Annotated in this window: 20 protein-coding genes; 18 read left to right on the top strand and 2 right to left on the bottom strand. The window is 41.6% G+C overall.

Annotated features, from left to right (window positions below; all coding sequences use genetic code 11):
- The first annotated feature begins 20 nt into the window (after positions 1-20).
- From HMPREF2867_RS01740 to HMPREF2867_RS01780, 9 genes are all read left to right on the top strand, one after another.
- Positions 21-1,052 carry a 3-deoxy-7-phosphoheptulonate synthase gene (locus tag HMPREF2867_RS01740; protein WP_002891816.1) on the top strand — a complete coding sequence of 344 codons (1,032 nt, stop codon included), beginning with the start codon at positions 21-23 and terminating at the stop codon, positions 1,050-1,052.
- An 84-nt stretch (positions 1,053-1,136) separates the two neighbouring features.
- Positions 1,137-2,168: a 3-deoxy-7-phosphoheptulonate synthase gene (locus HMPREF2867_RS01745; RefSeq protein ID WP_070575341.1), complete on the top strand. Its 1,032-nt coding sequence runs from the start codon at positions 1,137-1,139 to the stop codon at positions 2,166-2,168.
- A 2-nt stretch (positions 2,169-2,170) separates the two neighbouring features.
- Positions 2,171-2,524, top strand: coding sequence for a holo-ACP synthase (gene acpS, locus HMPREF2867_RS01750; protein ID WP_002891813.1), 354 nt, complete (start codon positions 2,171-2,173; stop codon positions 2,522-2,524).
- A gap of 27 nt (positions 2,525-2,551) precedes the next feature.
- Positions 2,552-3,655 carry an alanine racemase gene (gene alr, locus HMPREF2867_RS01755; RefSeq protein ID WP_070575344.1) on the top strand — a complete coding sequence of 368 codons (1,104 nt, stop codon included), beginning with the start codon at positions 2,552-2,554 and terminating at the stop codon, positions 3,653-3,655.
- Positions 3,656-3,787: 132 nt separating this feature from the next.
- On the top strand, positions 3,788-5,806 hold the full coding sequence (gene recG / locus HMPREF2867_RS01760) for an ATP-dependent DNA helicase RecG (RefSeq protein ID WP_070575487.1): 2,019 nt from the start codon (positions 3,788-3,790) through the stop codon (positions 5,804-5,806).
- 11 nt (positions 5,807-5,817) lie between these two features.
- Positions 5,818-6,324 (top strand): hypothetical protein, encoded by a 507-nt coding sequence (locus tag HMPREF2867_RS01765; RefSeq protein ID WP_070575347.1) that lies wholly within the window; start codon positions 5,818-5,820, stop codon positions 6,322-6,324.
- Between the two features lie 619 nt (positions 6,325-6,943).
- Positions 6,944-7,381 carry a hypothetical protein gene (locus tag HMPREF2867_RS01770; protein WP_070575350.1) on the top strand — a complete coding sequence of 146 codons (438 nt, stop codon included), beginning with the start codon at positions 6,944-6,946 and terminating at the stop codon, positions 7,379-7,381.
- A gap of 191 nt (positions 7,382-7,572) precedes the next feature.
- The gene (locus HMPREF2867_RS01775) at positions 7,573-8,181 is read left to right on the top strand and encodes a DUF2975 domain-containing protein (RefSeq protein ID WP_070575353.1); all 609 of its coding nucleotides are present in this window, start codon (positions 7,573-7,575) and stop codon (positions 8,179-8,181) included.
- A 9-nt stretch (positions 8,182-8,190) separates the two neighbouring features.
- A complete protein-coding gene (locus tag HMPREF2867_RS01780; protein WP_002884695.1) occupies positions 8,191-8,403 on the top strand; it encodes a helix-turn-helix domain-containing protein in 213 nt (70 codons plus the stop codon).
- A gap of 51 nt (positions 8,404-8,454) precedes the next feature.
- Here the strand turns inward: HMPREF2867_RS01780 and HMPREF2867_RS11290 are convergent, their stop codons facing one another.
- Together HMPREF2867_RS11290 and HMPREF2867_RS01785 are read right to left on the bottom strand one after the other, a co-directional pair.
- Positions 8,455-8,598 carry a hypothetical protein gene (locus HMPREF2867_RS11290; RefSeq protein WP_002891800.1) on the bottom strand — a complete coding sequence of 48 codons (144 nt, stop codon included), beginning with the start codon at positions 8,596-8,598 and terminating at the stop codon, positions 8,455-8,457.
- Positions 8,599-8,601: 3 nt separating this feature from the next.
- On the bottom strand, positions 8,602-9,570 hold the full coding sequence (locus HMPREF2867_RS01785; protein ID WP_037599095.1) for an asparaginase: 969 nt from the start codon (positions 9,568-9,570) through the stop codon (positions 8,602-8,604).
- Between the two features lie 70 nt (positions 9,571-9,640).
- On the opposite strand from HMPREF2867_RS01785, the gene HMPREF2867_RS01790 reads away from it, so the two are divergent.
- From HMPREF2867_RS01790 to HMPREF2867_RS01830, 9 genes are all read left to right on the top strand, one after another.
- Positions 9,641-11,026, top strand: a complete 1,386-nt coding sequence (locus tag HMPREF2867_RS01790; protein WP_070575356.1) for a Cof-type HAD-IIB family hydrolase — start codon at positions 9,641-9,643, stop codon at positions 11,024-11,026.
- 117 nt (positions 11,027-11,143) lie between these two features.
- The gene (locus HMPREF2867_RS01795) at positions 11,144-12,325 is read left to right on the top strand and encodes a DUF6574 domain-containing protein (RefSeq protein WP_070575359.1); all 1,182 of its coding nucleotides are present in this window, start codon (positions 11,144-11,146) and stop codon (positions 12,323-12,325) included.
- A 46-nt stretch (positions 12,326-12,371) separates the two neighbouring features.
- Positions 12,372-14,102 carry a zinc ribbon domain-containing protein gene (locus HMPREF2867_RS01800; protein WP_070575362.1) on the top strand — a complete coding sequence of 577 codons (1,731 nt, stop codon included), beginning with the start codon at positions 12,372-12,374 and terminating at the stop codon, positions 14,100-14,102.
- A 212-nt stretch (positions 14,103-14,314) separates the two neighbouring features.
- The gene (locus tag HMPREF2867_RS01805; RefSeq protein WP_041817277.1) at positions 14,315-14,761 is read left to right on the top strand and encodes a LytTR family DNA-binding domain-containing protein; all 447 of its coding nucleotides are present in this window, start codon (positions 14,315-14,317) and stop codon (positions 14,759-14,761) included.
- A 4-nt stretch (positions 14,762-14,765) separates the two neighbouring features.
- The gene (locus HMPREF2867_RS01810) at positions 14,766-15,461 is read left to right on the top strand and encodes a LiaF transmembrane domain-containing protein (RefSeq protein ID WP_013991155.1); all 696 of its coding nucleotides are present in this window, start codon (positions 14,766-14,768) and stop codon (positions 15,459-15,461) included.
- Positions 15,462-15,557: 96 nt separating this feature from the next.
- A complete protein-coding gene (locus HMPREF2867_RS01815; protein ID WP_070575365.1) occupies positions 15,558-16,595 on the top strand; it encodes a S66 family peptidase in 1,038 nt (345 codons plus the stop codon).
- 362 nt (positions 16,596-16,957) lie between these two features.
- On the top strand, positions 16,958-18,556 hold the full coding sequence (locus HMPREF2867_RS01820) for an Hsp70 family protein (protein ID WP_070575368.1): 1,599 nt from the start codon (positions 16,958-16,960) through the stop codon (positions 18,554-18,556).
- On the top strand, positions 18,553-19,065 hold the full coding sequence (locus HMPREF2867_RS01825; RefSeq protein ID WP_064523942.1) for a hypothetical protein: 513 nt from the start codon (positions 18,553-18,555) through the stop codon (positions 19,063-19,065). The genes HMPREF2867_RS01820 and HMPREF2867_RS01825 overlap by 4 nt, the downstream gene beginning before the upstream one ends.
- 9 nt (positions 19,066-19,074) lie before the next feature.
- Positions 19,075-19,860, top strand: a complete 786-nt coding sequence (locus tag HMPREF2867_RS01830; RefSeq protein ID WP_070575371.1) for an ATP-binding cassette domain-containing protein — start codon at positions 19,075-19,077, stop codon at positions 19,858-19,860.
- Position 19,861: the final 1 nt, after the last annotated feature.

Consider the following 19,861-nt stretch of genomic DNA (forward strand, 5'->3'; position numbering starts at 1 on the left):
GAAAAAAATAGGTAATTATTATGGTTTTTAAAGCAGTAAGTGAAAAAATTGATTTTGATGCAGTTAAAGAATCAACTACATTAACAGGTGAAGCCCTTGCCAAGAAACAAGCTCGTGATAAAGAGCTTGAAGCAATCATCAAGGGTGAAGATGACCGTACGCTTTTGGTTATTGGTCCATGTTCATCTGATAATGAAGAAGCTGTTCTTGATTATGCTCACCGTTTGGCTAAACTTCAAGAAGAAGTTAAAGATAAAGTCTTTATGGTTATGCGTGTCTATACAGCTAAACCTCGTACAAATGGTGATGGCTATAAAGGACTTGTACACCAACCTGATGCTGAAGGGAAACCAAACCTAATTAACGGTATCAAGGCTGTGCGTAACCTTCACTACCGTGTTATCACTGAAACTGGTATCACAACTGCTGACGAAATGCTTTACCCAGAAAATCTTCCTTTGGTAGATGACCTTGTGTCATACATTGCCGTTGGTGCACGTTCTGTAGAAGACCAACAACACCGTTTTGTTGCGTCAGGTATTGATGTTCCAACTGGTATGAAGAATCCAACATCAGGGAACCTTAACGTGATGTTTAACGGTATCTACGCCGCACAAAACAAACAAAACTTCCTCTTTAACGGTGAAGAAGTTGAAACTCCAGGGAACCCATTGGCACACGTTATTCTTCGTGGTTCAACGAATGAATATGGTAAAAACGTACCTAACTTCTACTATGATGATGTGCTTGAAACAATTGAACACTATGAACAAATGGGCCTTGAGAATCCATTCATCGTTATTGATACAAACCATGATAACTCAGGTAAACGTTACTTGGAACAAATCCGTATCGTTCGCCAAACCTTGATTAACCGTGACTGGAATGAAAAAATCAACAAAGTTGCACGTGGTTTCATGATTGAATCTTACCTTGAAGATGGTCGTCAAGATGCACCAGATGTCTATGGTAAATCAATCACTGACCCATGTCTTGGTTGGGATAAGACAGAAGAATTGATTCGTGAAATCCACGATACTTTGTCAAAATAATAAGGTAACAGAAACCATATATGGGGAGTGAACCGTTTGGATGACCAAGCGGTTCGCTCTCTTTTCACAAAGAGAGGGAAATAAATGGGAATTCATCAAAATAGTCCGCTGATTGATGTAGCGGAAGTAAGGAAATTACACGCTCTTACGGGAGACGCTTTAGTAACTAAACAAGCTAATGATGAGGCTTTGGCAAAAATCATCAAGGGTGAGGACAAACGTCTTCTCTTGGTTATTGGTCCATGTTCATCCGACAATGAAGAAGCGGTCCTTGATTATGCTCACCGTTTGGCCAAACTTCAGGAAGAAGTGAAGGACAAAATCTTTATTGTTATGCGTGTTTATACAGCTAAACCACGCACCAATGGGGATGGCTATAAGGGACTTATCCACCAACCGGATGCAGAGGGAGAAGTAGACCTTCTTGAGGGGGTTAAGGCAGTTCGCCACCTTCAGTCACGTATTATTACTGAAACAGGTCTCCCAATCGCTGACGAGATGCTTTATCCGTCAAATCTTTCCTTCTTTGATGATTTGCTTAGCTATCACGCTGTTGGAGCCCGTTCTGTTGAGGACCAAGAGCACCGCTTTGTAGCTTCAGGTATTGATGTGCCAATTGGCTTGAAGAACCCAACGTCAGGAAATTTGAATGTCATGTTTAATGGTATCTATGCTGCGCAGAATCAACAGCATTTCCTTTACAATGGCGCTGAAGTTAAAACAGATGGTAACCCACTAGCTCACGCTATCCTGCGTGGTGCCAATAATGAAAATGGGCAGAATATTGTTAACTACCATTACGAGGACCTGGTTAAGGCTTTGGACAAATATAGTGCATTTAATCTGGAAAATCCATTTATCCTTGTCGATACAAACCATGATAACTCTGGTAAAAACTTCATGGAACAAGTTCGTATTGTGCGTGAAGTCCTTCTTAACCGTGAGTGGGATGAGCGTATCTCGGATACCGTGCGTGGCTTTATGATTGAGTCTTACCTTGAGGATGGTCGTCAAGACACACCTGAAGTTTATGGTAAATCAATTACAGATCCATGTCTTGGTTGGGATAAGACAGATAGCCTTATTCGTGAAATCCACAATCGACTTTCGTTATAATTATGATTTTTGGACATGGTATAGACTTGCAGGAAATTTCAGCTGTAAAAAAGGCTTATGACCGCAATCCACGCTTTGCAAAAAAGGTATTGACACCAAAAGAGTGGGAGCGTTTTGAATCCCTTTCTGGTAATCGTCAGATGTCCTATTTAGCAGGGCGCTGGGCCGGTAAGGAAGCATTTTCAAAGGCTTGGGGTACTGGTATTGGAGCAGTCGGCTTTAAGGATATTGAAATATTGACCAATGACAAGGGAGCTCCAGTGGTGACCCAATCACCTTTTGAAGGCAAGGTTTTTATCTCGATTTCCCATAGCGGTGATTTTGTTCAGGCAAGTGTCATTTTAGAAAAAAACTAAGAGATAGATGTTGGAAGAGGATAGCTTATGATTTCAAGTTTACATCGACCAACCTTGGCAAAGGTTGATCTATCAGCAATTTCAGAAAATATTGAACAAGTGGTTAGTCACATCCCTAAACAGGTAAAGACTTTTGCAGTTGTTAAGGCCAATGCTTATGGTCATGGCACTGTCGAAGTGGCCAAGCATGTATCTAAGCAGGTGGATGGTTTTTGTGTTTCCAACCTAGACGAGGCGCTTGAACTTCGTCAAGCTGGCTTGGAACAACCGATACTTATTTTAGGAGTAGTCTTGCCAGACGAGGTTCCTTTGGCTATTCAAGAAAACATCACGCTGACGATAGCTTCCCTTGAGTGGTTGGAAATGACTAAGAATCAAGGGCTTGATTTGACTGGTTTAACCTGTCATATTAAGGTTGATTCAGGTATGGGCCGTATTGGGGTGCGTAGCCTAGAGGACGCAGATAACTTGATTGCTGGTCTGAAATCACTTGGTGCGGATGTCGAAGGTATTTTTACTCATTTTGCAACGGCTGATGAGGCAGATGATAGTAAATTCAAGCGTCAATTGGCCTTCTTCACGGATTTGGTTAATAACTTGGTGGACCGTCCTCGCTTGGTACACGCTAGCAACTCTGCGACAAGCATCTGGCATGCAGAAACAGTCTTTAATGCGGTGCGTCTGGGTGTCGTCATCTATGGTCTCAATCCTAGTGGCAGTGCTTTAGACCTTCCATATAGCATTCGTCCTGCCTTAAGTTTGGAGACTGCACTTGTTCATGTTAAGACCCTGCCAGTAGGTCAAGATGTGGGTTATGGTGCAACCTATACGACGACAGCTGATGAAGTTATTGGAACCATTCCGATTGGCTATGCGGATGGTTGGACCAGAAATTTACAAGGTTTCCATGTTATTGTGGATGGACAGCTTTGTCCTATTGTTGGGCGTGTGTCTATGGACCAGATTACAGTTCGTCTTCCTAAGGTTTATCCCCTAGGAACTCCTGTCACTCTTATGGGTGAAAATGGGGGAGCAAGCATCACTGCGACAGAGGTGGCTGAAAAACGTGGCACTATCAACTACGAAGTTCTTTGTTTACTTAGTGACCGTGTACCTCGTAGCTATGACTAATATCAATAAAAAGAGAAATCCAGTTTGATGCTGGATTTTTTGGTTTTAGTGAAGAGTATTTTCATGTGTTATAATAGCTGATAAGGCTTCCTTTTTCACGGGAAGAAGAACACGATAGAAATGATAGAGGATATGATTCAACTAGATTCACCAATTGCGGATTTGAAAGGCTTTGGGCCTAAGTCCGCTGAAAAATTTACCAAATTAGATTTATACACGGTTGGGGACCTCTTGCTTTATTTTCCTTTCCGATATGAGGATTTTAAGAGTAAGTCTATCTTTGAACTGATGGATGGCGAAAAGGCTGTTATTACGGGAACAGTGGTGACGCCTGCCAATGTGCAGTATTATGGCTTTAAACGGAATCGTCTGAGTTTTAAAATCAAGCAAGGAGAGGCTGTGATTGCCATTAGTTTCTTCAACCAACCTTATCTTGTGGACAAGATTGAGATGGGGGCAGAAGTGGCTATTTTTGGCAAATGGGACCAGAAGAAGTCTGCTGTGACTGGTATGAAAGTCCTGGCTCAAGTTGAGGACGATATGCAGCCAGTCTACCATGTGGCCCAGGGTGTTAGTCAGGCCCAACTGATAAAGGCCATAAAGGCAGCTTTTGATAGTGGGGCCCTTAATTTGTTGGAGGAAAATCTCCCTCAGGTGCTGCTGGACAAGTACCGTCTCATGAGACGTCAAGAGGCTGTGCGTGCCATGCATTTTCCGAAAGATTTGGCTGAATATAAGCAGGCTCTACGTAGGACCAAGTTTGAGGAGCTCTTTTATTTCCAGATGAATTTACAGGTGCTGAAGGCTGAAAATAAGTCCGAAACCAATGGTCTAGCAATTGCTTACGATGAAGCCAAAATCAAAGCCAAAATTGCAGCATTACCATTCCCCTTGACAGAAGCCCAACAGCGTAGTTTATCGGAAATCCTAGCTGATATGAAATCTGGGGCTCATATGAACCGTCTCTTGCAAGGAGATGTGGGCTCAGGGAAAACAGTTATCGCTAGCTTGGCTATGTATGGGGCCTATACGGCAGGATTTCAGTCTGCCCTCATGGTACCGACGGAAATCTTAGCAGAGCAGCATTATCAGAGTTTACAGGGGCTTTTTCCTGAGTTAGAGGTAGTGCTCCTAACTTCTGGAATGAAGGCGGCGGATAAGAAAGTAGCCCTTTCCAAAATTGAATCTGGAGAAGCTCAGATGATTGTGGGGACTCACTCACTGATTCAGGATGCTGTGACTTATCATAGGCTTGGCCTAGTCATTACTGATGAGCAGCATCGTTTTGGGGTTAATCAACGTCGTATTTTCCGTGAGAAAGGTGACAATCCTGATGTCCTTATGATGACAGCGACACCTATCCCTAGGACTTTGGCGATCACTGCCTTTGGGGAGATGGATGTGTCAATCATTGACCAGATGCCAGCTGGACGTAAGCCCATCATCACACGTTGGGTTAAACATGAGCAGTTAGATACTGTATTGACTTGGATTAAGGGGGAGTTGGAAAAAGACGCTCAGGTCTATTTTATTTCTCCTCTGATTGAAGAGTCTGAGGCTCTTGATTTGAAAAATGCGGTGGCCCTTCATCAGGAACTCACAGAGTTCTTTGGGGATTCAGCTACAGTAGCTCTGATGCACGGTCGTATGAAAAATGATGAAAAAGACCAAATTATGCAAGATTTCAAGGACAGAAAATCTCAGATTTTAGTATCAACTACAGTTATCGAAGTAGGTGTTAACGTGCCAAATGCTACAGTTATGGTCATTATGGATGCGGATCGTTTTGGACTTAGCCAGCTTCACCAGCTTCGAGGGCGTGTTGGTCGTGGCGATAAGCAGTCCTACTGTGTTTTGGTGGCTAATCCTAAAAATGATACTGGTAAAAAACGCATGCAGGCCATGTGTGAGACCACGGATGGCTTTGTTCTAGCTGAGGAGGATCTTAAAATGCGTGGCTCAGGTGAAATCTTTGGGACACGTCAGTCAGGTATTCCTGAATTTCAGGTGGCCGATATTGTGGAAGACTACAATATCTTAGAGGAAGCCAGACGGGTGGCTAGCCAAATTGTATCTGACCCTAACTGGCGTGAGAATCCTGATTGGCAGGTGCTTGGAGCTCATTTGAGAAGCCAAGGCGAGTTTGATTGAGGAGGAAAACCATGAAAAAGAAACGGTTAAAACTCGATTTTTTTGCAATCTTGCATCCCTTGTTTCTTATGATGTTAGGTCTTATATTTTATTTTTTCGCCTTCATCTTGATTTGGTTTATTACCGAATTGGAAAAGCTGATAGAAGGAAAGACAGACTTTCATACCCTATATCTTTATTCACTTCTTATCTCTCTACTGTGTTCAGTACTATTCATTATGTATGTAGCTGGTTTCATAGCTCAACTGATTATCCATATACAGCATCAAAAGGAAAGAACGCTTCTGCCAGTTTGGTGCATGCTTACAGCTGTACTGATGCTCGTGCCACTATTCGAAGATTTTAGTATCTTAGGCTCGTCCTGGAATTTTAAAGGGTATTTTCTTTCCATAGTTGCCTACATTGCCTATCTCTTTACAAAGCTACCCAAGGTTATTGAAAGTTACCGCTATCATGCGGCAATTCGCTATGCCGTTTGGGTCGCTCTGGTCTTGGGAATTATTTTATCCATGCTTTAGACAGAAAAACTCTCAGTAAACTCACTGAGAGTTTTAAGTTTCCTTCAAGCTTATTACAAGCTTTCTTTAAGTTAGAGACCCTATAATAAAACCATCAAAACGAGATAGGTTTTGATAATAAAACGTTTTGGCTAAGCCAAACCATTCCTACAAAGGAGGACATAACAATGACAGTAAAAATTAAAGTAACCTACAACCGAAATTTCCAGAAGCATCCTCAAGACTTTAAGGTTTATCAAAACTAGTATTGATGCTAGGAAGAGGCTAAATTTACCCATATTCTACAACTTTCATCCCTCATTTTCCAAAATCCCTTTTTCCTTTTTTTCATAACGTAGAATCCCTCTTCTTAAAATCATAAAAGTCTAGACGGAAGCATGACCAGTCTAGGTGATTAACATAAGTAAGCTAACCAGTTGAGATTTTCTTGACTGGTTTTTATTTTTTTTGATTTTTAGACAAAAAATATCGAAAAACGATAAAAATGTGTTGACAAGGAGAAATAAAGAGTGTAATATATAATTATCGAAAAACGATAATAAGTTTTCGATAAAGATAATCTTATTCGCGAAAAAGAGAAATTATATACTAAAACTATTTAACAAAGGAAAAACTTATCATGAAAACACTTAAACCAATCATCAACGCTCTTCTTACTCTTCTTATGGCAATCTACGGTCTTGCAATGCTTGCTTTACTTATCCTTCCTTTTGTGAATGTGGCCAATCTTTTCCCAGGTGCAGAGGTTCATTATCTTTCTGGATGGGGTTACTGGCTAGTCTCAGAGTTACAATTCGCCTTCTATCTTGCCTTGATTTGGTTCCTTCGTAAAGAACTTAAATCCTTTACTTGGAAGGCACTTTGGACAGAAGATTTCTCTCTTTTCTTGAAAAAGGCTGCCCTCTTAACCTTTGTGCCATCAGCCTTGAATATCTTCCTGCAGTTGGGAATGACTAATCACCTTGTAATGGATTTTAGTACATCAGTCTGGCTCTTCTTGGTCTCTCTAGCTTGTGATGCGATTCGTCTTCGTAAGGGACAAACAGCGGTCAAATAATGGAATCAATCTTATTTGAAAAGTAGTAAAATCTTATCTATAAACTAGTATTTTATATTGATGTTCGATATAATTGATACTGTTAATAGTTAGCTACTGATTTAGTATGAGGTCAAGGGCTCCTAGAGGCACCTTGGCTTTTTCTAGTCTATGCTCAAAGAAATCAAATGAATTTACAATCGAGGTAACACATGACAACTATCTTATTTTATTTTTTAATCATCCTAGCCTTGGCTGGCTCTAGTTATTATGGTTGGAGATCTGCCAAAAGTGCTAAAAATCGTCAAGAAACGCAAGAACAGAAACGTCTGCGTAGTGTTCTCCTGTTCGTTAATGTCCTCCTTTTTGCGGGCTTTTTAAGTCTTGTTATTACCATTCTTAATGATGCCTTCATCCTGACTGGTCATGAAGGACTCTTACAACAAGGTTTGCGTATGCTTCTCGGTTCGGGAGTTACCGTGAAAAGTAGTAGCACTAGTCTGACGCTTTTTGAAGCAACCATTGATTTCCTTCGTATGGTAGTCAACATAGGTTTCTTGTTGTGCCTACGTGCCTTTCTGATTAACCTTTATCGTTCTGATATTTTCATCGCTAAAAATGCTAAGTTGGTTCGTTGGTCAGGGCATTTGCTAGTTCTTGGGACCTTTATCAATAATGGTATTTTTACGTTTGGAACGGGCAACCATAGTTATAGTTTCTTTAACATCAGTTATTTGCTAGTTAGCTTTGTCCTCTATGCTGTCGCTATGATTTTGACCAAGGCTAATGCCATTGCTGAGGAAAATGAGTATACGATTTAGGAGGGGCTTATGATTATTGTCAATTTGGACGTTGAACTTGCCAAGAAGAAGATGCGCTCGGGTGAGCTGGCAGAACGGATTGGCATTACCCCAGCCAATCTCTCGGTTCTTAAGACAGGCAAGGCCAAGGCAATCCGTTTTACAACACTGGACGCCATTTGTAAGGAATTAGATTGCCAACCAGGAGATATTCTTGAATATAGACCTGACGAAGAAAACTAAAAGCCTGAAGCAGTTCAGTCACCTTTCTAGTGATGATGCTTCAAGCTTTTTTTATTTTTTCTTCAGCCATGTAATCAGGGCTAGACTGGCTAGCACGGTACCACAGACCATGGCGATATGTGTTTTTGAGACTGTTAGCTCATAGTGGAAATCTTTATTTTCCAATTTATCGGTTGCTTCAATACTAAGTTTCATGTTCTATCCCTCGATATAGTCTTTCAATTCTTGACCTTTGAGTCCGGCACTGAGTGCGATGAGGAGTTTGAGGCGAGCTTTTGGTGCATTGAGTTCTTTAACAAACATAACACCAGCTTCTTGGAGTTTGACCCCACCCCCTTCATAGGCGTAGACAGGTTCGGCGATACCGTTGAAACAGCGGGAGACGAGCACAACAGGGACTCCTTTGTCCATAAGCTTTGTGATTTCTCCTGCTGCTAGTGGTGGGAGGTTTCCAGCACCTAGTGCCTCGATAACTACCCCATCAATCTTTTCAGGGTCCAGGAGACTGATGATACCATCTCCAATCCCCATCCCTGCATAGGCTTTTATGATTGGTACTGTTCCTGTAATTTGTTCCAAGTCAAAGCGAACACGAGGCTCAGCAGTTTTGAACCAGAGGATATCATGCTTCATGATGATGCCTAGTGGACCATGGGTTGGCGTGTGGAAGGTTGCCACGTTTGTGGTATGGGTCTTAGTCACATACTTGGCTGCATGGATTTCATCATTCATCACGATCAGGATTCCTTTGTCAGCGGCCTTGTCGTCGCTAGCAACGCGTAGGGCTGATAGATAGTTATAGACACCGTCGCTTCCTAGCTCGTTTGACGAACGCATGGCACCAGTTAGAACGATTGGAATCTCAGGGACGGCCATGGTATCTAGGAAGTAGGCTGTTTCTTCCAAGGTATCTGTCCCATGAGTGATGACCACACCATCATATTGACCAGCTGTTTCCTTGATTTTTTTGTAAATATCCAGCATGTGGTAGGGTGTGATATGTGGGCTAGGGATATTAAGAAAATCGAGAATGGTTAGTTCTAAATTATCTAAATCAAGTCCCACATGGTTCATGGGATTATCAGCGTTTTGGCTGACCCTGCCATCATTATCCGCTGACATGGAAATGGTCCCTCCAGTGTGAAGGACTAGGATTTTTTTTGTCATTTATACTACTCACTATCATATTTATGTTATAATTTATTTTAGCATAAAATGTTAGAAGGAGGGGAGCTCGGTGGCCATTAAAGCAGTCTTTTTTGATATTGATGGGACTTTTCTAAATGACCGAAAACGCGTGTCTAGTTCAACCAAAAAAGCCATCAGTCAAATGAAGGAAGATGGTATCTTAGTTGGTTTGGCAACTGGTCGTGGTCCAGGATTTGTTCAGCCTTTCATGGACAATCTGGGTCTGGATTTTGCAGTGACTTATAATGGTCAGTATATCTTGACCCACGACAAGGTTCTCTATCAAAACCAGCTCCCTAAATCAACTATCTACAACTTGATCCGCTATGCTACCAAGCACCGTAGAGAGATTTCTCTGGGGACTAGCACAGGACTGGTTGGTTCCAATATCATCAGTATGGGGACGAGTAAGTTTGGGCAAATCGTTAGTCGCATTGTCCCTAAGTCCTGGGCTAAGATGGTGGAGCGTAGTTTCAAGTCTTTGATTCGTCGTTTCAAACCACAAAGTATTGAAACCCTTAAAACTATCATGCGTGAGCCTATTTATCAGGTAGTTATGGTAGCGACGGTGGGTGAAACACAAGATATTGAAGAGAAATTTCCTCATGTGAAGATTACCCGCTCAAGTCCTTACTCAGCCGATATTATTTCAGCGGATCAATCTAAGTTGAAAGGTATCGCTCATCTAGGTGAGGTTTTTGGTTTCGAACTCAGTGAGGTTATGGCCTTTGGGGATTCGGAAAATGATCTAGAAATGCTGTCTGGCGTCGGCGTTGGTGTTGCCATGGGAAATGGTGAAGATGAACTGAAAGACCAGGCTACCCATGTCACTGATACTAATAACCAGAATGGGATTGCCAAAGCCTTGTCACACTACGGTTTGATTCACTTTGAAACAGAGAATTCATTTACCAGTGATGATGACAATTTCAACAAGGTTAAGGATTTCCACCATTTGATGGATGGCTCAACTACCGATATGCCTCGTGTTTACGGTATTGAGGAAGCTAGTCACCGTTCGGACTTCAAGTTGGAAGAAATTGTCGAATTCCTCTATGCTTCATCAGGTGGGGACAAGCGTGTCTTTGGTCAGGCTGTTCTGGATTTGCATGCTGCTCTTGACAAGGCAGCGCTTAAAGTTAGTTCTAAAGAGCACTCAGAGTCAACTATGGTTGGTCAGGTGGATGCATTGACTGACTTGCTTTACTTGACCTATGGCTCATTTGTCCTTATGGGTGTGGATCCTAAGCCTTTCTTTGATACTGTTCATGAGGCTAATATGGGTAAAGTTTTCCCAGATGGCAAAGCTCACTTTGATCCTGTGACTCACAAAATTCTTAAACCAAGTGATTGGGAAGCGCGATTTGCACCAGAACCACACATTAAACGTGAGCTAGATCGTCAGATTCAAAAATCTCTGCAAAGAAGTAAATAAGAAGTTATAAAGGTTTGGACAGTTTGATCCGAACCTTTTTCTAATAAAAATGACATTTATTAATGACTTTATTTGTGATAAAATAAAGTCATTCTATGTATTTTTAAGGAGATTATTATGACTAAAGCAGATTGGTTAGACTTTTTTGAAGCCATCAATGGTCGTTCAGCGACTGAAGAAGAAATTGCAGCAGCACTTGCAGCTGGTGAGTTCCAAGATGACGCCCCAGCAGTAGAAACTGCTCCAGTACAAGAAGCGCCAGCGCAACCAGCTTTCGCTAGTGCCCAAGAAACACCAGCACAAGAGACGCAGCCACAGCCGACTTTCGCTGATGCACAAGAGGCGCAACAACAACCGACTTTCGCTGGTGCACAAGAAGCACAAGCGCAAGCTCCTTTTGCAAATGCTCAGGCTGCTCAAGCACAACCAACCTTTGCAGGGGCTCAAACTGCTCCAGTACAAGGAGTACCAAATCAAGCAGCGCAACCACAAGCTGGTTTTGTGAATGCTCAAGCTGGTCAACAAACAGCTTTTGCTAACGGTCAACCTCTTCAACCAGGTCAAAATGTTCAATTTATCAATGGCCAAGCTGTAGTTGTTCCAGCACAACCATCAGCATTTGCGACAACTTTCAAAAACTATTGGACATGGTTGCTTAATGCATGGAGTCGTCCAGCTGACATGACAGATTATGGTAAGCACAATGGTTGGCTTAACTACATCTTCTTGTCACTCTTGACTGGACTTGCATTCTTTGCAATTTTGAGCGCTGTGGCACGTAAAGTGGTTAGCTCAATTGTGTCAACCACAAATGTACTGTCTAGTATGTTTGGTTCTTATGGAACAGATGCTTACTCATCTCCAGTTTCAAGTCATACATCTAGCATTGGTTTTGGAGCCTTCTTCGCAAGTATCCTAGCTGCCTTTCTCTTTATCTTTGCCTTTATCTTGGCAGGTTTTGTGACACGTAAGGCCATCTTCCGTGACCCTGAGACTACTTTCTTGAATAGCTTTGACCGTTTTGGTCGCTTGACATCATTAGCCTTGCCAATCTTGCTTGTAACAATCTTGTTGGGAGCTATTGGACTTGTTGCCTTCCCAGGATTCTTGTTCTATGTTGTTTACTTCTTATTTGCAATTGCTAATCTATTTACAATTGTTCCTGTAACAACAGCGTGGAAGGCTGATAAGTTCTATCAAATGATTTTGGCAGCACTTTTGAATGGTGTGATTTTGTCAATCTTGTTTGCAATCGTATTTGCTATCATGTCATCATTTACAGTAGGTCTTCTATTCTAAGTAAACCTCTGACGATTTTTGAAAAAGCAAGTTTATAGGAGTCTTTATGGCAACAAAAGAAAAGTGGATTGATTTATTTGAAAAGGCAGTTGGTCGTCCGCCCCATGCTTTGGAGATTGAAGAAGGCCAGAAAGCAGACTTTGACTTAAAGGCTATTAAAGGCATTTCGGCAATGGGCTTGGACCAAGCAGCCACTCCTTCTGAACCAACAGAAGAAGTTGATGAGTATGACGTTGCCGAGGAAGTGTTTGAAGATGTACCGCTTGGTGATGAAGAGGAAACGACTCCTTTAGAAACTGAGGAGCTTGCACCAGTATCTCAAGCAGATCAAGGTCAAGCTGAAGAAAATTCAGAGGCTGCTTCTAAAGAAGCACAAGCCATCTGGATGAAGGCTTTTAAAACCTATGTTGGACGTCAGCCTCTCCCTGAGGAATTCTTACTTGGTAAGTCTTCAGGTTATGATGTGTCAACCATCCATCAGTTTATCTCAGATGGTAAGGCTGCGAAACCAGCCAAGCCAGCCATGGCTAAAGGGAAGAAAATCTTGATTATTGCTGGTGTTGTTGCAGCAGTCTTGGCACTTGCTGGTTACGGCTTTGGTTCTTATTACTACTCACGTGGTCAAGTAGCAGAGCGTTATGAAGCAGCAGCTAAGAAGAGTTTTAAAGATAGCTTGGAATACCAAGTATGGTCTGATACTAAAAAGGAAATTAAAACATCCGAAGTCAAGTACACAGACACTAAAAGTACACAAGCCTATAGCAAGAGCCAACTCCTGTCTGGCGAACGTATGCAAAAGGTTGGACGTCAGTTCCTTATTTTTCCTAAGTGGAGAGTCGTGGTAGATCCTGGAACGGTTGATTTAACCGTTAATACAGCTGATTTGAATGTGACTATTAACGGAGTTTCTTATGCTACTACAGATGGCAATAACTACACGGCTAAATTGAACCATCTCTATCCAGGAACTTACAATTTTGTGGCTTCTGGTAAGGTCAATGACCAAGATATCACTGTCTCATCTGAGGAAAATGTTACTTCTAAAACAGAAGTCAACCTTTCTGTAGAGTATCTTAGCTTTACTGTTAAGTCTAATCTTAAGGACGGAGACCTCTACGTTGGTGGTACCAAAGTTGGAACCCTTAACTCAGGGAAACTAGATGTTAACAAGGTAGCAGTAGCGGGTTCATCAGCTGTTTTTGTTAAGAAGAATTTCGAAGATGGTAGCTCTATTAAAACAGAGACATTGTCTATTAAGAAAATCTCTGAAGGCCAAACGGTGACTCTTGATGCTGATGGTGTTCTTGACCGTGATACGGCAGATCGTCTTTTGACCGCTGCTTACGGTAAATTTGGTAGCTACGCTTCTAATCACAACACGACACCAGATGGTGTATCCGACATTTTCCTTAATGGTACTGATGATACCATGTACAAGGATGTAACGGCTGATATTGATAGAAATACTACGGGTGCTAAAAACCGTGCCGCTGATAGTATTACCTTCTCGGACGTTGACGTCACAGAAGTCGTTCAGACTGGTGAGAAGACCTTCAAGGTGACCTTCACTGCAGTTTATGATTTCTACTATGGTTATAATTCGAAATTCAAGTCATCAGGAGATATCAAAGATAAAATCTCTTGGTCTTGTAATGTGGAATACGTTGGCGACGATGATAGTGATTCTAGCGGTAGCGGTTCTAACTACAGCGACTACCGTATCAATGGTAAGGCCGGTGAATCACAAAAAGTAAGTCGTGAAGATACTGTGAAATAACAGTTGCTTGCTCAGTTAGTTAGCATTGAACGGATTACGAATAGGAGGTTAGTCCTCCAGACTAAAAAATGAAGAACTTGGCAATTGCCAGGTTCTTTTGTTTGTCTGTTATTACCTCTTAGGGGCTAAACCGTGCCACTTACCTAAAAGGCCTTGTTTTGTGTAAAGTAGTTGTTATAATGGAAGCATCAAAAGGACAAGAAAGGAGTATTATGAAAGTTAGAATCGAATTGGACCCATCCATGGATGAGCCTGAAATCTTGATTCGAGCTCCTCGGTTAACACAGGAATTGGCCCAGCTCCAAGAATCTATTCTAAAGAAAAAGTTAGTTCCTTTAGCCTTTTACAAGAATCGAAGCGAATATTTTCTGGATTTGGCAAATATTCTCTTTTTTGAAACAGACGGGGAAAAGATTTTTGGACATACCAAGGATGAGGCCTATGAGGTGAAGCAAAAGCTCTACGAATTAGAAGAGTTGCTCCCGATTACCTTTTGTCGGATTTCCAAATCGACGATTGTTAATGCTAAGCAGATTTATTCTTTAGAGAAGTCTTTTTCGGGGACTAGTACGGTGAATTTCTATCAGACCCACAAGCAGGTCCATGTATCAAGACGCTACTATCAAGTTTTAAAAGAACGACTAAACGAAATGAGGTAAGATAATGAGAAAGAAATTAATTGGGATCCTCTTGATCCTTTTGGCAGCTTTGGTAATTGTACAAGACTATTTTATAAAATGGGAAATTAGTATTTGGATGTTGGCCTGGGTAGTCTTATTGGCAATTTTGTCCCTTTCTAGTCTTTTGAAGCGACATTTTGGTCTTGGTTTCGCCTATGGCATTGTGGCTCTATTTTCACTTAATGGACAGTTCCATTTTCTTCCAGTATCTAATTCGGTCCTTATCTTTTCTTCGATTCTTGCAGTTATTGGCTTGAACATTCTCTTCAATCCTTCTAGTAAAACAAAGAATCGCTTTGGACTGGGTTCTACTGGCTCAGACGCTAATAATGGTGGAAATGATATTGATGTCACTTTTTCAGTAGTGACCAAATATCTCAATGACCAGCAATTTACGCATGGGAGTGCGGATGTTAGTTTAGGACAGGCTTCCGTTTATTTGGATAATTGCCGTATTGAGGGGCCATCTGCTCAGTTTGATGTGGACGTTTCTCTTGGAAGTCTTAGCCTCTATGTGCCCAGTGATTGGCGGGTGCATGTGAATGTGGATAACTCTCTTTCAGCTGTACAGCATGAGGAAAATCCTAGTAACTTAACTAACAAGGATTTCTACATCAAAGGTGATGTTTCCTTGGGTAATTTAGAAATTATTTATGTTGGTGAGAATGCGATTGATTAAGTTAGTGGAGGGAACATCTGATTAATATAATACCTATTGTTTTATCTCATCTCCTGTGATAAGATAGGCTCAATCTATTTTCAGGAGGGACAAGACATGGTTTCTACTATTGGTATTATAAGTTTATCTAGTGGGATTATCGGTGAAGACTTTGTCAAGCACGAAGTGGACTTGGGTATTCAACGTCTCAAGGACCTCGGACTCAATCCTATCTTTTTACCTCATTCGCTAAAAGGCTTAGATTTTATCAAAGAACATCCTGAAGCTCGTGCAGAGGATTTGATTCATGCCTTTTCTGATGATAGCATCGACATGATCCTATGTGCCATTGGTGGAGACGATACCTATCGCTTGCTACCCTACCTCTTTGAAAATGACCAACTACAAAAGGTTATCAAACCAAAGATTTTTCTCGGTTTCTCGGATACAACCATGAACCACCTCATGTTGCATAAGCTAGGGGTCAAGACTTTTTACGGCCAATCATTTTTAGCAGACATTTGTGAGTTAGACAAAGAAATGTTGCCATATAGCCTCCACTACTTCAAGGAATTGATTGAGACGGGAAGAATCTCGGAAATTCGCCCTAGTGACGTTTGGTATGAGGAAAGAACTGACTTCAGTCCCAAAGCCTTGGGAACTCCTCGTGTCAGCCATGCAAATACAGGTTTTGACTTGTTACAAGGCAATGCTAAGTTCGAGGGGGAAATCCTCGGCGGTTGCCTCGAATCCCTCTACGATATTTTTGACAACTCTCTACACGCAGATAGCACAGACCTCTGCCAAAAATACAAACTTTTCCCTGACTTATCCGACTGGGAAGGAAAGATTCTATTGCTAGAAACAAGTGAAGAAAAGCCTGAACCTGATGATTTCAAAAAAATGTTGCAAACTTTAAAAGAAACTGGGATATTTGAGGTCGTCAGTGGACTCTTGGTCGGGAAACCTATGGATGAAACCTTCTATGACGACTATAAAGAGGCACTATTGGATATCATTGATAGCAATATCCCAATTGTCTATAATCTGAATGTCGGACACGCAACTCCAAGAGCGATTGTTCCCTTTGGAGTCCACGCCCATGTAGATGCAAAGAAGCAAGTCATTCGCTTTGACTATAACAAAGAAAGCTGAGATAAGACTCTCAGCTTTTTTTAGAAAGTAGGAGTATCTTAGTTGCTATAAAGCATGACACTTTAAGTGGATAATACTCCTGTATTTCTAAGTTCATCCAGTCTATCAGATTGATTGAGACTCAAGGGAGTGGGACAAGGAACAATTTTTAAAAAGTTGTTCGGTCCTACTCCCTTTTTTCCTATTTTATAGTCTCTTTATTTGTGATAATATAGTATAGTGAAAAAAACTAGACTGGAATAACTTTACTCTTTTGGAGTTTTATGTGACAGCGATGAATAGAGACAATCTAAGCGGATGCCTGCTTGGAGCTATAGTCAAGAAAACTCAAAATGAGGAATGAGGCTAGAAGGGAAATTGTTATGAGAAAAAAAGCGATTGGTATTGATTTAGGGACAACGAATTCCGTTATGGCTGTTGTTCGTGAAGATGTGCCAGAGATTATTCCGATGGGGACGAATGACGATCAGGTCTTACGTTCAGCGGTTTACTTCTCAAATATTAGTGGCCAAAACCATGTATCTTTTGGTAAAGAAGCCATCGAGCGTGGGACAGAAATCGGAAGTACAGAAAACTTTAAATTTGACTTCAAACGTGACATCGGGCGTCCGATTGCTAGTGATACACCAGACCACACACGTGTCAATTCTATTATTCTTTCGGCCTTGGTTTTGAACGAATTCCGTAAACGCGCCTATGTCGTTGGTCAGGAGATGGGACAAGCAGACGGTATCAAGGATGCTGTCATCACCGTGCCTGCCTACTTTACGTCAGATCAACGTGCGGCAACGAAGAATGCTGGTCGTATCGCAGGATTTAACGTCTTGCGTATTATCAATGAGCCTACAGCTGCGGCCATTGCCTATGCCCACACTAAAAGTGCCCAAGGAAATGTCTTGGTCTTTGACCTTGGTGGAGGAACTTTTGATGTTACCATCATGCGCGTGGCTGATCATGCCTATGATATTTTAGCGACTGACGGGAATTCACGCCTTGGTGGGATTGACTTTGATAAGCGTCTTGTGGGCTACATCATGCAGGAGTTGGAAAAACAAGGGGTCAATATGACTAACCTTTCCGAGAAGGAAAAAATTCAACTTCAATATAAGGCTGAGCAAATTAAGACTAGTCTATCTGTGAATGACCAAGCTCTCTATGAGCATTATGTCAATGGTCAAGGTTACGGTGTCTTGATTACTCAAGCAATTTTCAATGAAATTACCTTGGACCTCCTCAAAGATACTGAAATCAAGGTACAATCTACCCTTCAAGCGTCTGGCTTGAAATGGGAAGAGATTGACCATATCCTGCTTGTGGGTGGTTCAACACGTATGCCAATGATTCGTCAAATGATTCGTTTGATGAGTGGTTTGGAACCTAAGTTTGACCTTAATCCAGACACTATCGTGGCACAGGGGGCATCTATTTTGGCGGACCTTATCGTCAATAACGAGGTTAGCTTCTCTGAGCACCAGGATGGTAAGACAACTGAGACAGACAGAGTAGTTGTCAAGGATGTGACCTCTCAGGGAATAGGTCTGCTCTTCAAGAAAAATCCAAACAAGAACTACAGCTTTGTGGGTGACTACTATAATAGTGTCGTGGTTCCACGTAACTCGGTCTTGCCTTTGGCAGTGACCAAGGACCTCTTTGCGGTCGTGGATGGACAGAGTAAGTTCAAGCTTCGTATCACAGAAGGAAATTATGAAAATCCATTTGCTGTGAAGATTTTGGGACAAGTGGAAGGACAAGTGCCACAACCTCGTCAGAAAGGCGAGCTTTTGGCACAAGTCACCTATGCCTTCGATTCAGAACAAATTGTTACCGTAACAGTGTCTGATACTCGAAGCAATACTGTTGTGGCACGCTTTTCAGTCAACGCACAAGTCAACCAAACCCAAGAAGTGGTTAAGGAAGACTTGTCAGAACTTCAAGCTATTTTTGCTAAATTCATCTCATGATAGACTACTACAAAGCAATTGATACAGAGACAGGACAGGAAGTATCTTATTTAAGAGAGGTCAGTAACCGTATCTCTCCAGAGATGTCGGCTCAAGATTGTTTCGTGGCACTTTCCTTTTTACGTGAAGAGCTGGAGGAACTCTGGACAAATGGTACCTTGGATAAAGAGGGAGAGCGTTTGCGTAGTGAGCTCTACACGATTCGCTCAATCTTTTTCTCAGACCATGAGAAGTTACAATACGACCGAAAACTCAGACAGGCTCAGAGAAAGGCATTGGAAGCTGAAAAGGGGACGACCACTGATACTAGCAATGTAACAGGTAAAAAGGAAATCCCTTTTGAACCTGTTGCGGTGACTCAGACTAAAGAGTCGTCTCTTAAAAATTACCTCTTTGGGGCCTTCGCCTTTGTGATTCTACTAAGCTTGATTCTCTTCTTCAATATCAATGTCATCGTTCTTATTATCGGAGCCATTCTAATTGTGGCTTTGATGTTACTTATGTCTTAGGAGATATTAATGGAAACCAATCAATTAACATTTGAACATATCTGTTTCAAATATAAGGGAAATGATAACCAGCTCTTTACAGATTTGGATGTTACTATGGAGACTGGCCAAGTTGTCGGTATCTTGGGTGCCTCTGGTTCAGGGAAAACAACTTTAACTGAGATTCTCCTTGGCCAGCTTAAACCAACCTGCCAACAATTTCGTATTTTAGAAAATGGCAAACCTGTGACTGCTGGTTCACACTCTTGGTCCTATGTGCCCCAACAAAATCTTCTACGTGAGTACCTCAAGGTATCTGAGACCTTTGATTTTTATGCGGACCATCATCTGAAAGGAAGTGGTAAGCTGACTAAAAAGCATCGCATTGCAGGGATTATGGATGATTTAGGGTTGACGGAATTTGCAAACAAGAAGATTTCAGAGCTTTCTGGTGGGCAAAAACGCCGTGTCTCCATTGGTATCGAGCTTCTTAGCCCTAGTCCCTACTTTATCCTTGATGAGCCGTCTTCAGGCTTGGATGCTCTTAGTGACCGTAATCTCTTACGTACCTTGAAAATCTTGGCTAAATCAGCTAACAAGTCTATTGTGGTTATTACCCACAACACAGAAAATTTGGCTATTTTTGACAAGATTATCTTCTTGTCTAAGGGACGTCCGACATTTGCAGGGACCTATGAAGAGTTGCTTTTGGAATACAAGACTAGCGATCCTTATATGATTCGTAAATATATGGATATGAATATCGCAGATGTCTACCAAGAGCTCAATGCTTCAACACGTATTTACAAGATTTAGG

Source organism: Streptococcus sp. HMSC064H09 (genome assembly GCF_001812625.1).
Taxonomy (GTDB): Bacteria; Bacillota; Bacilli; order Lactobacillales; family Streptococcaceae; genus Streptococcus.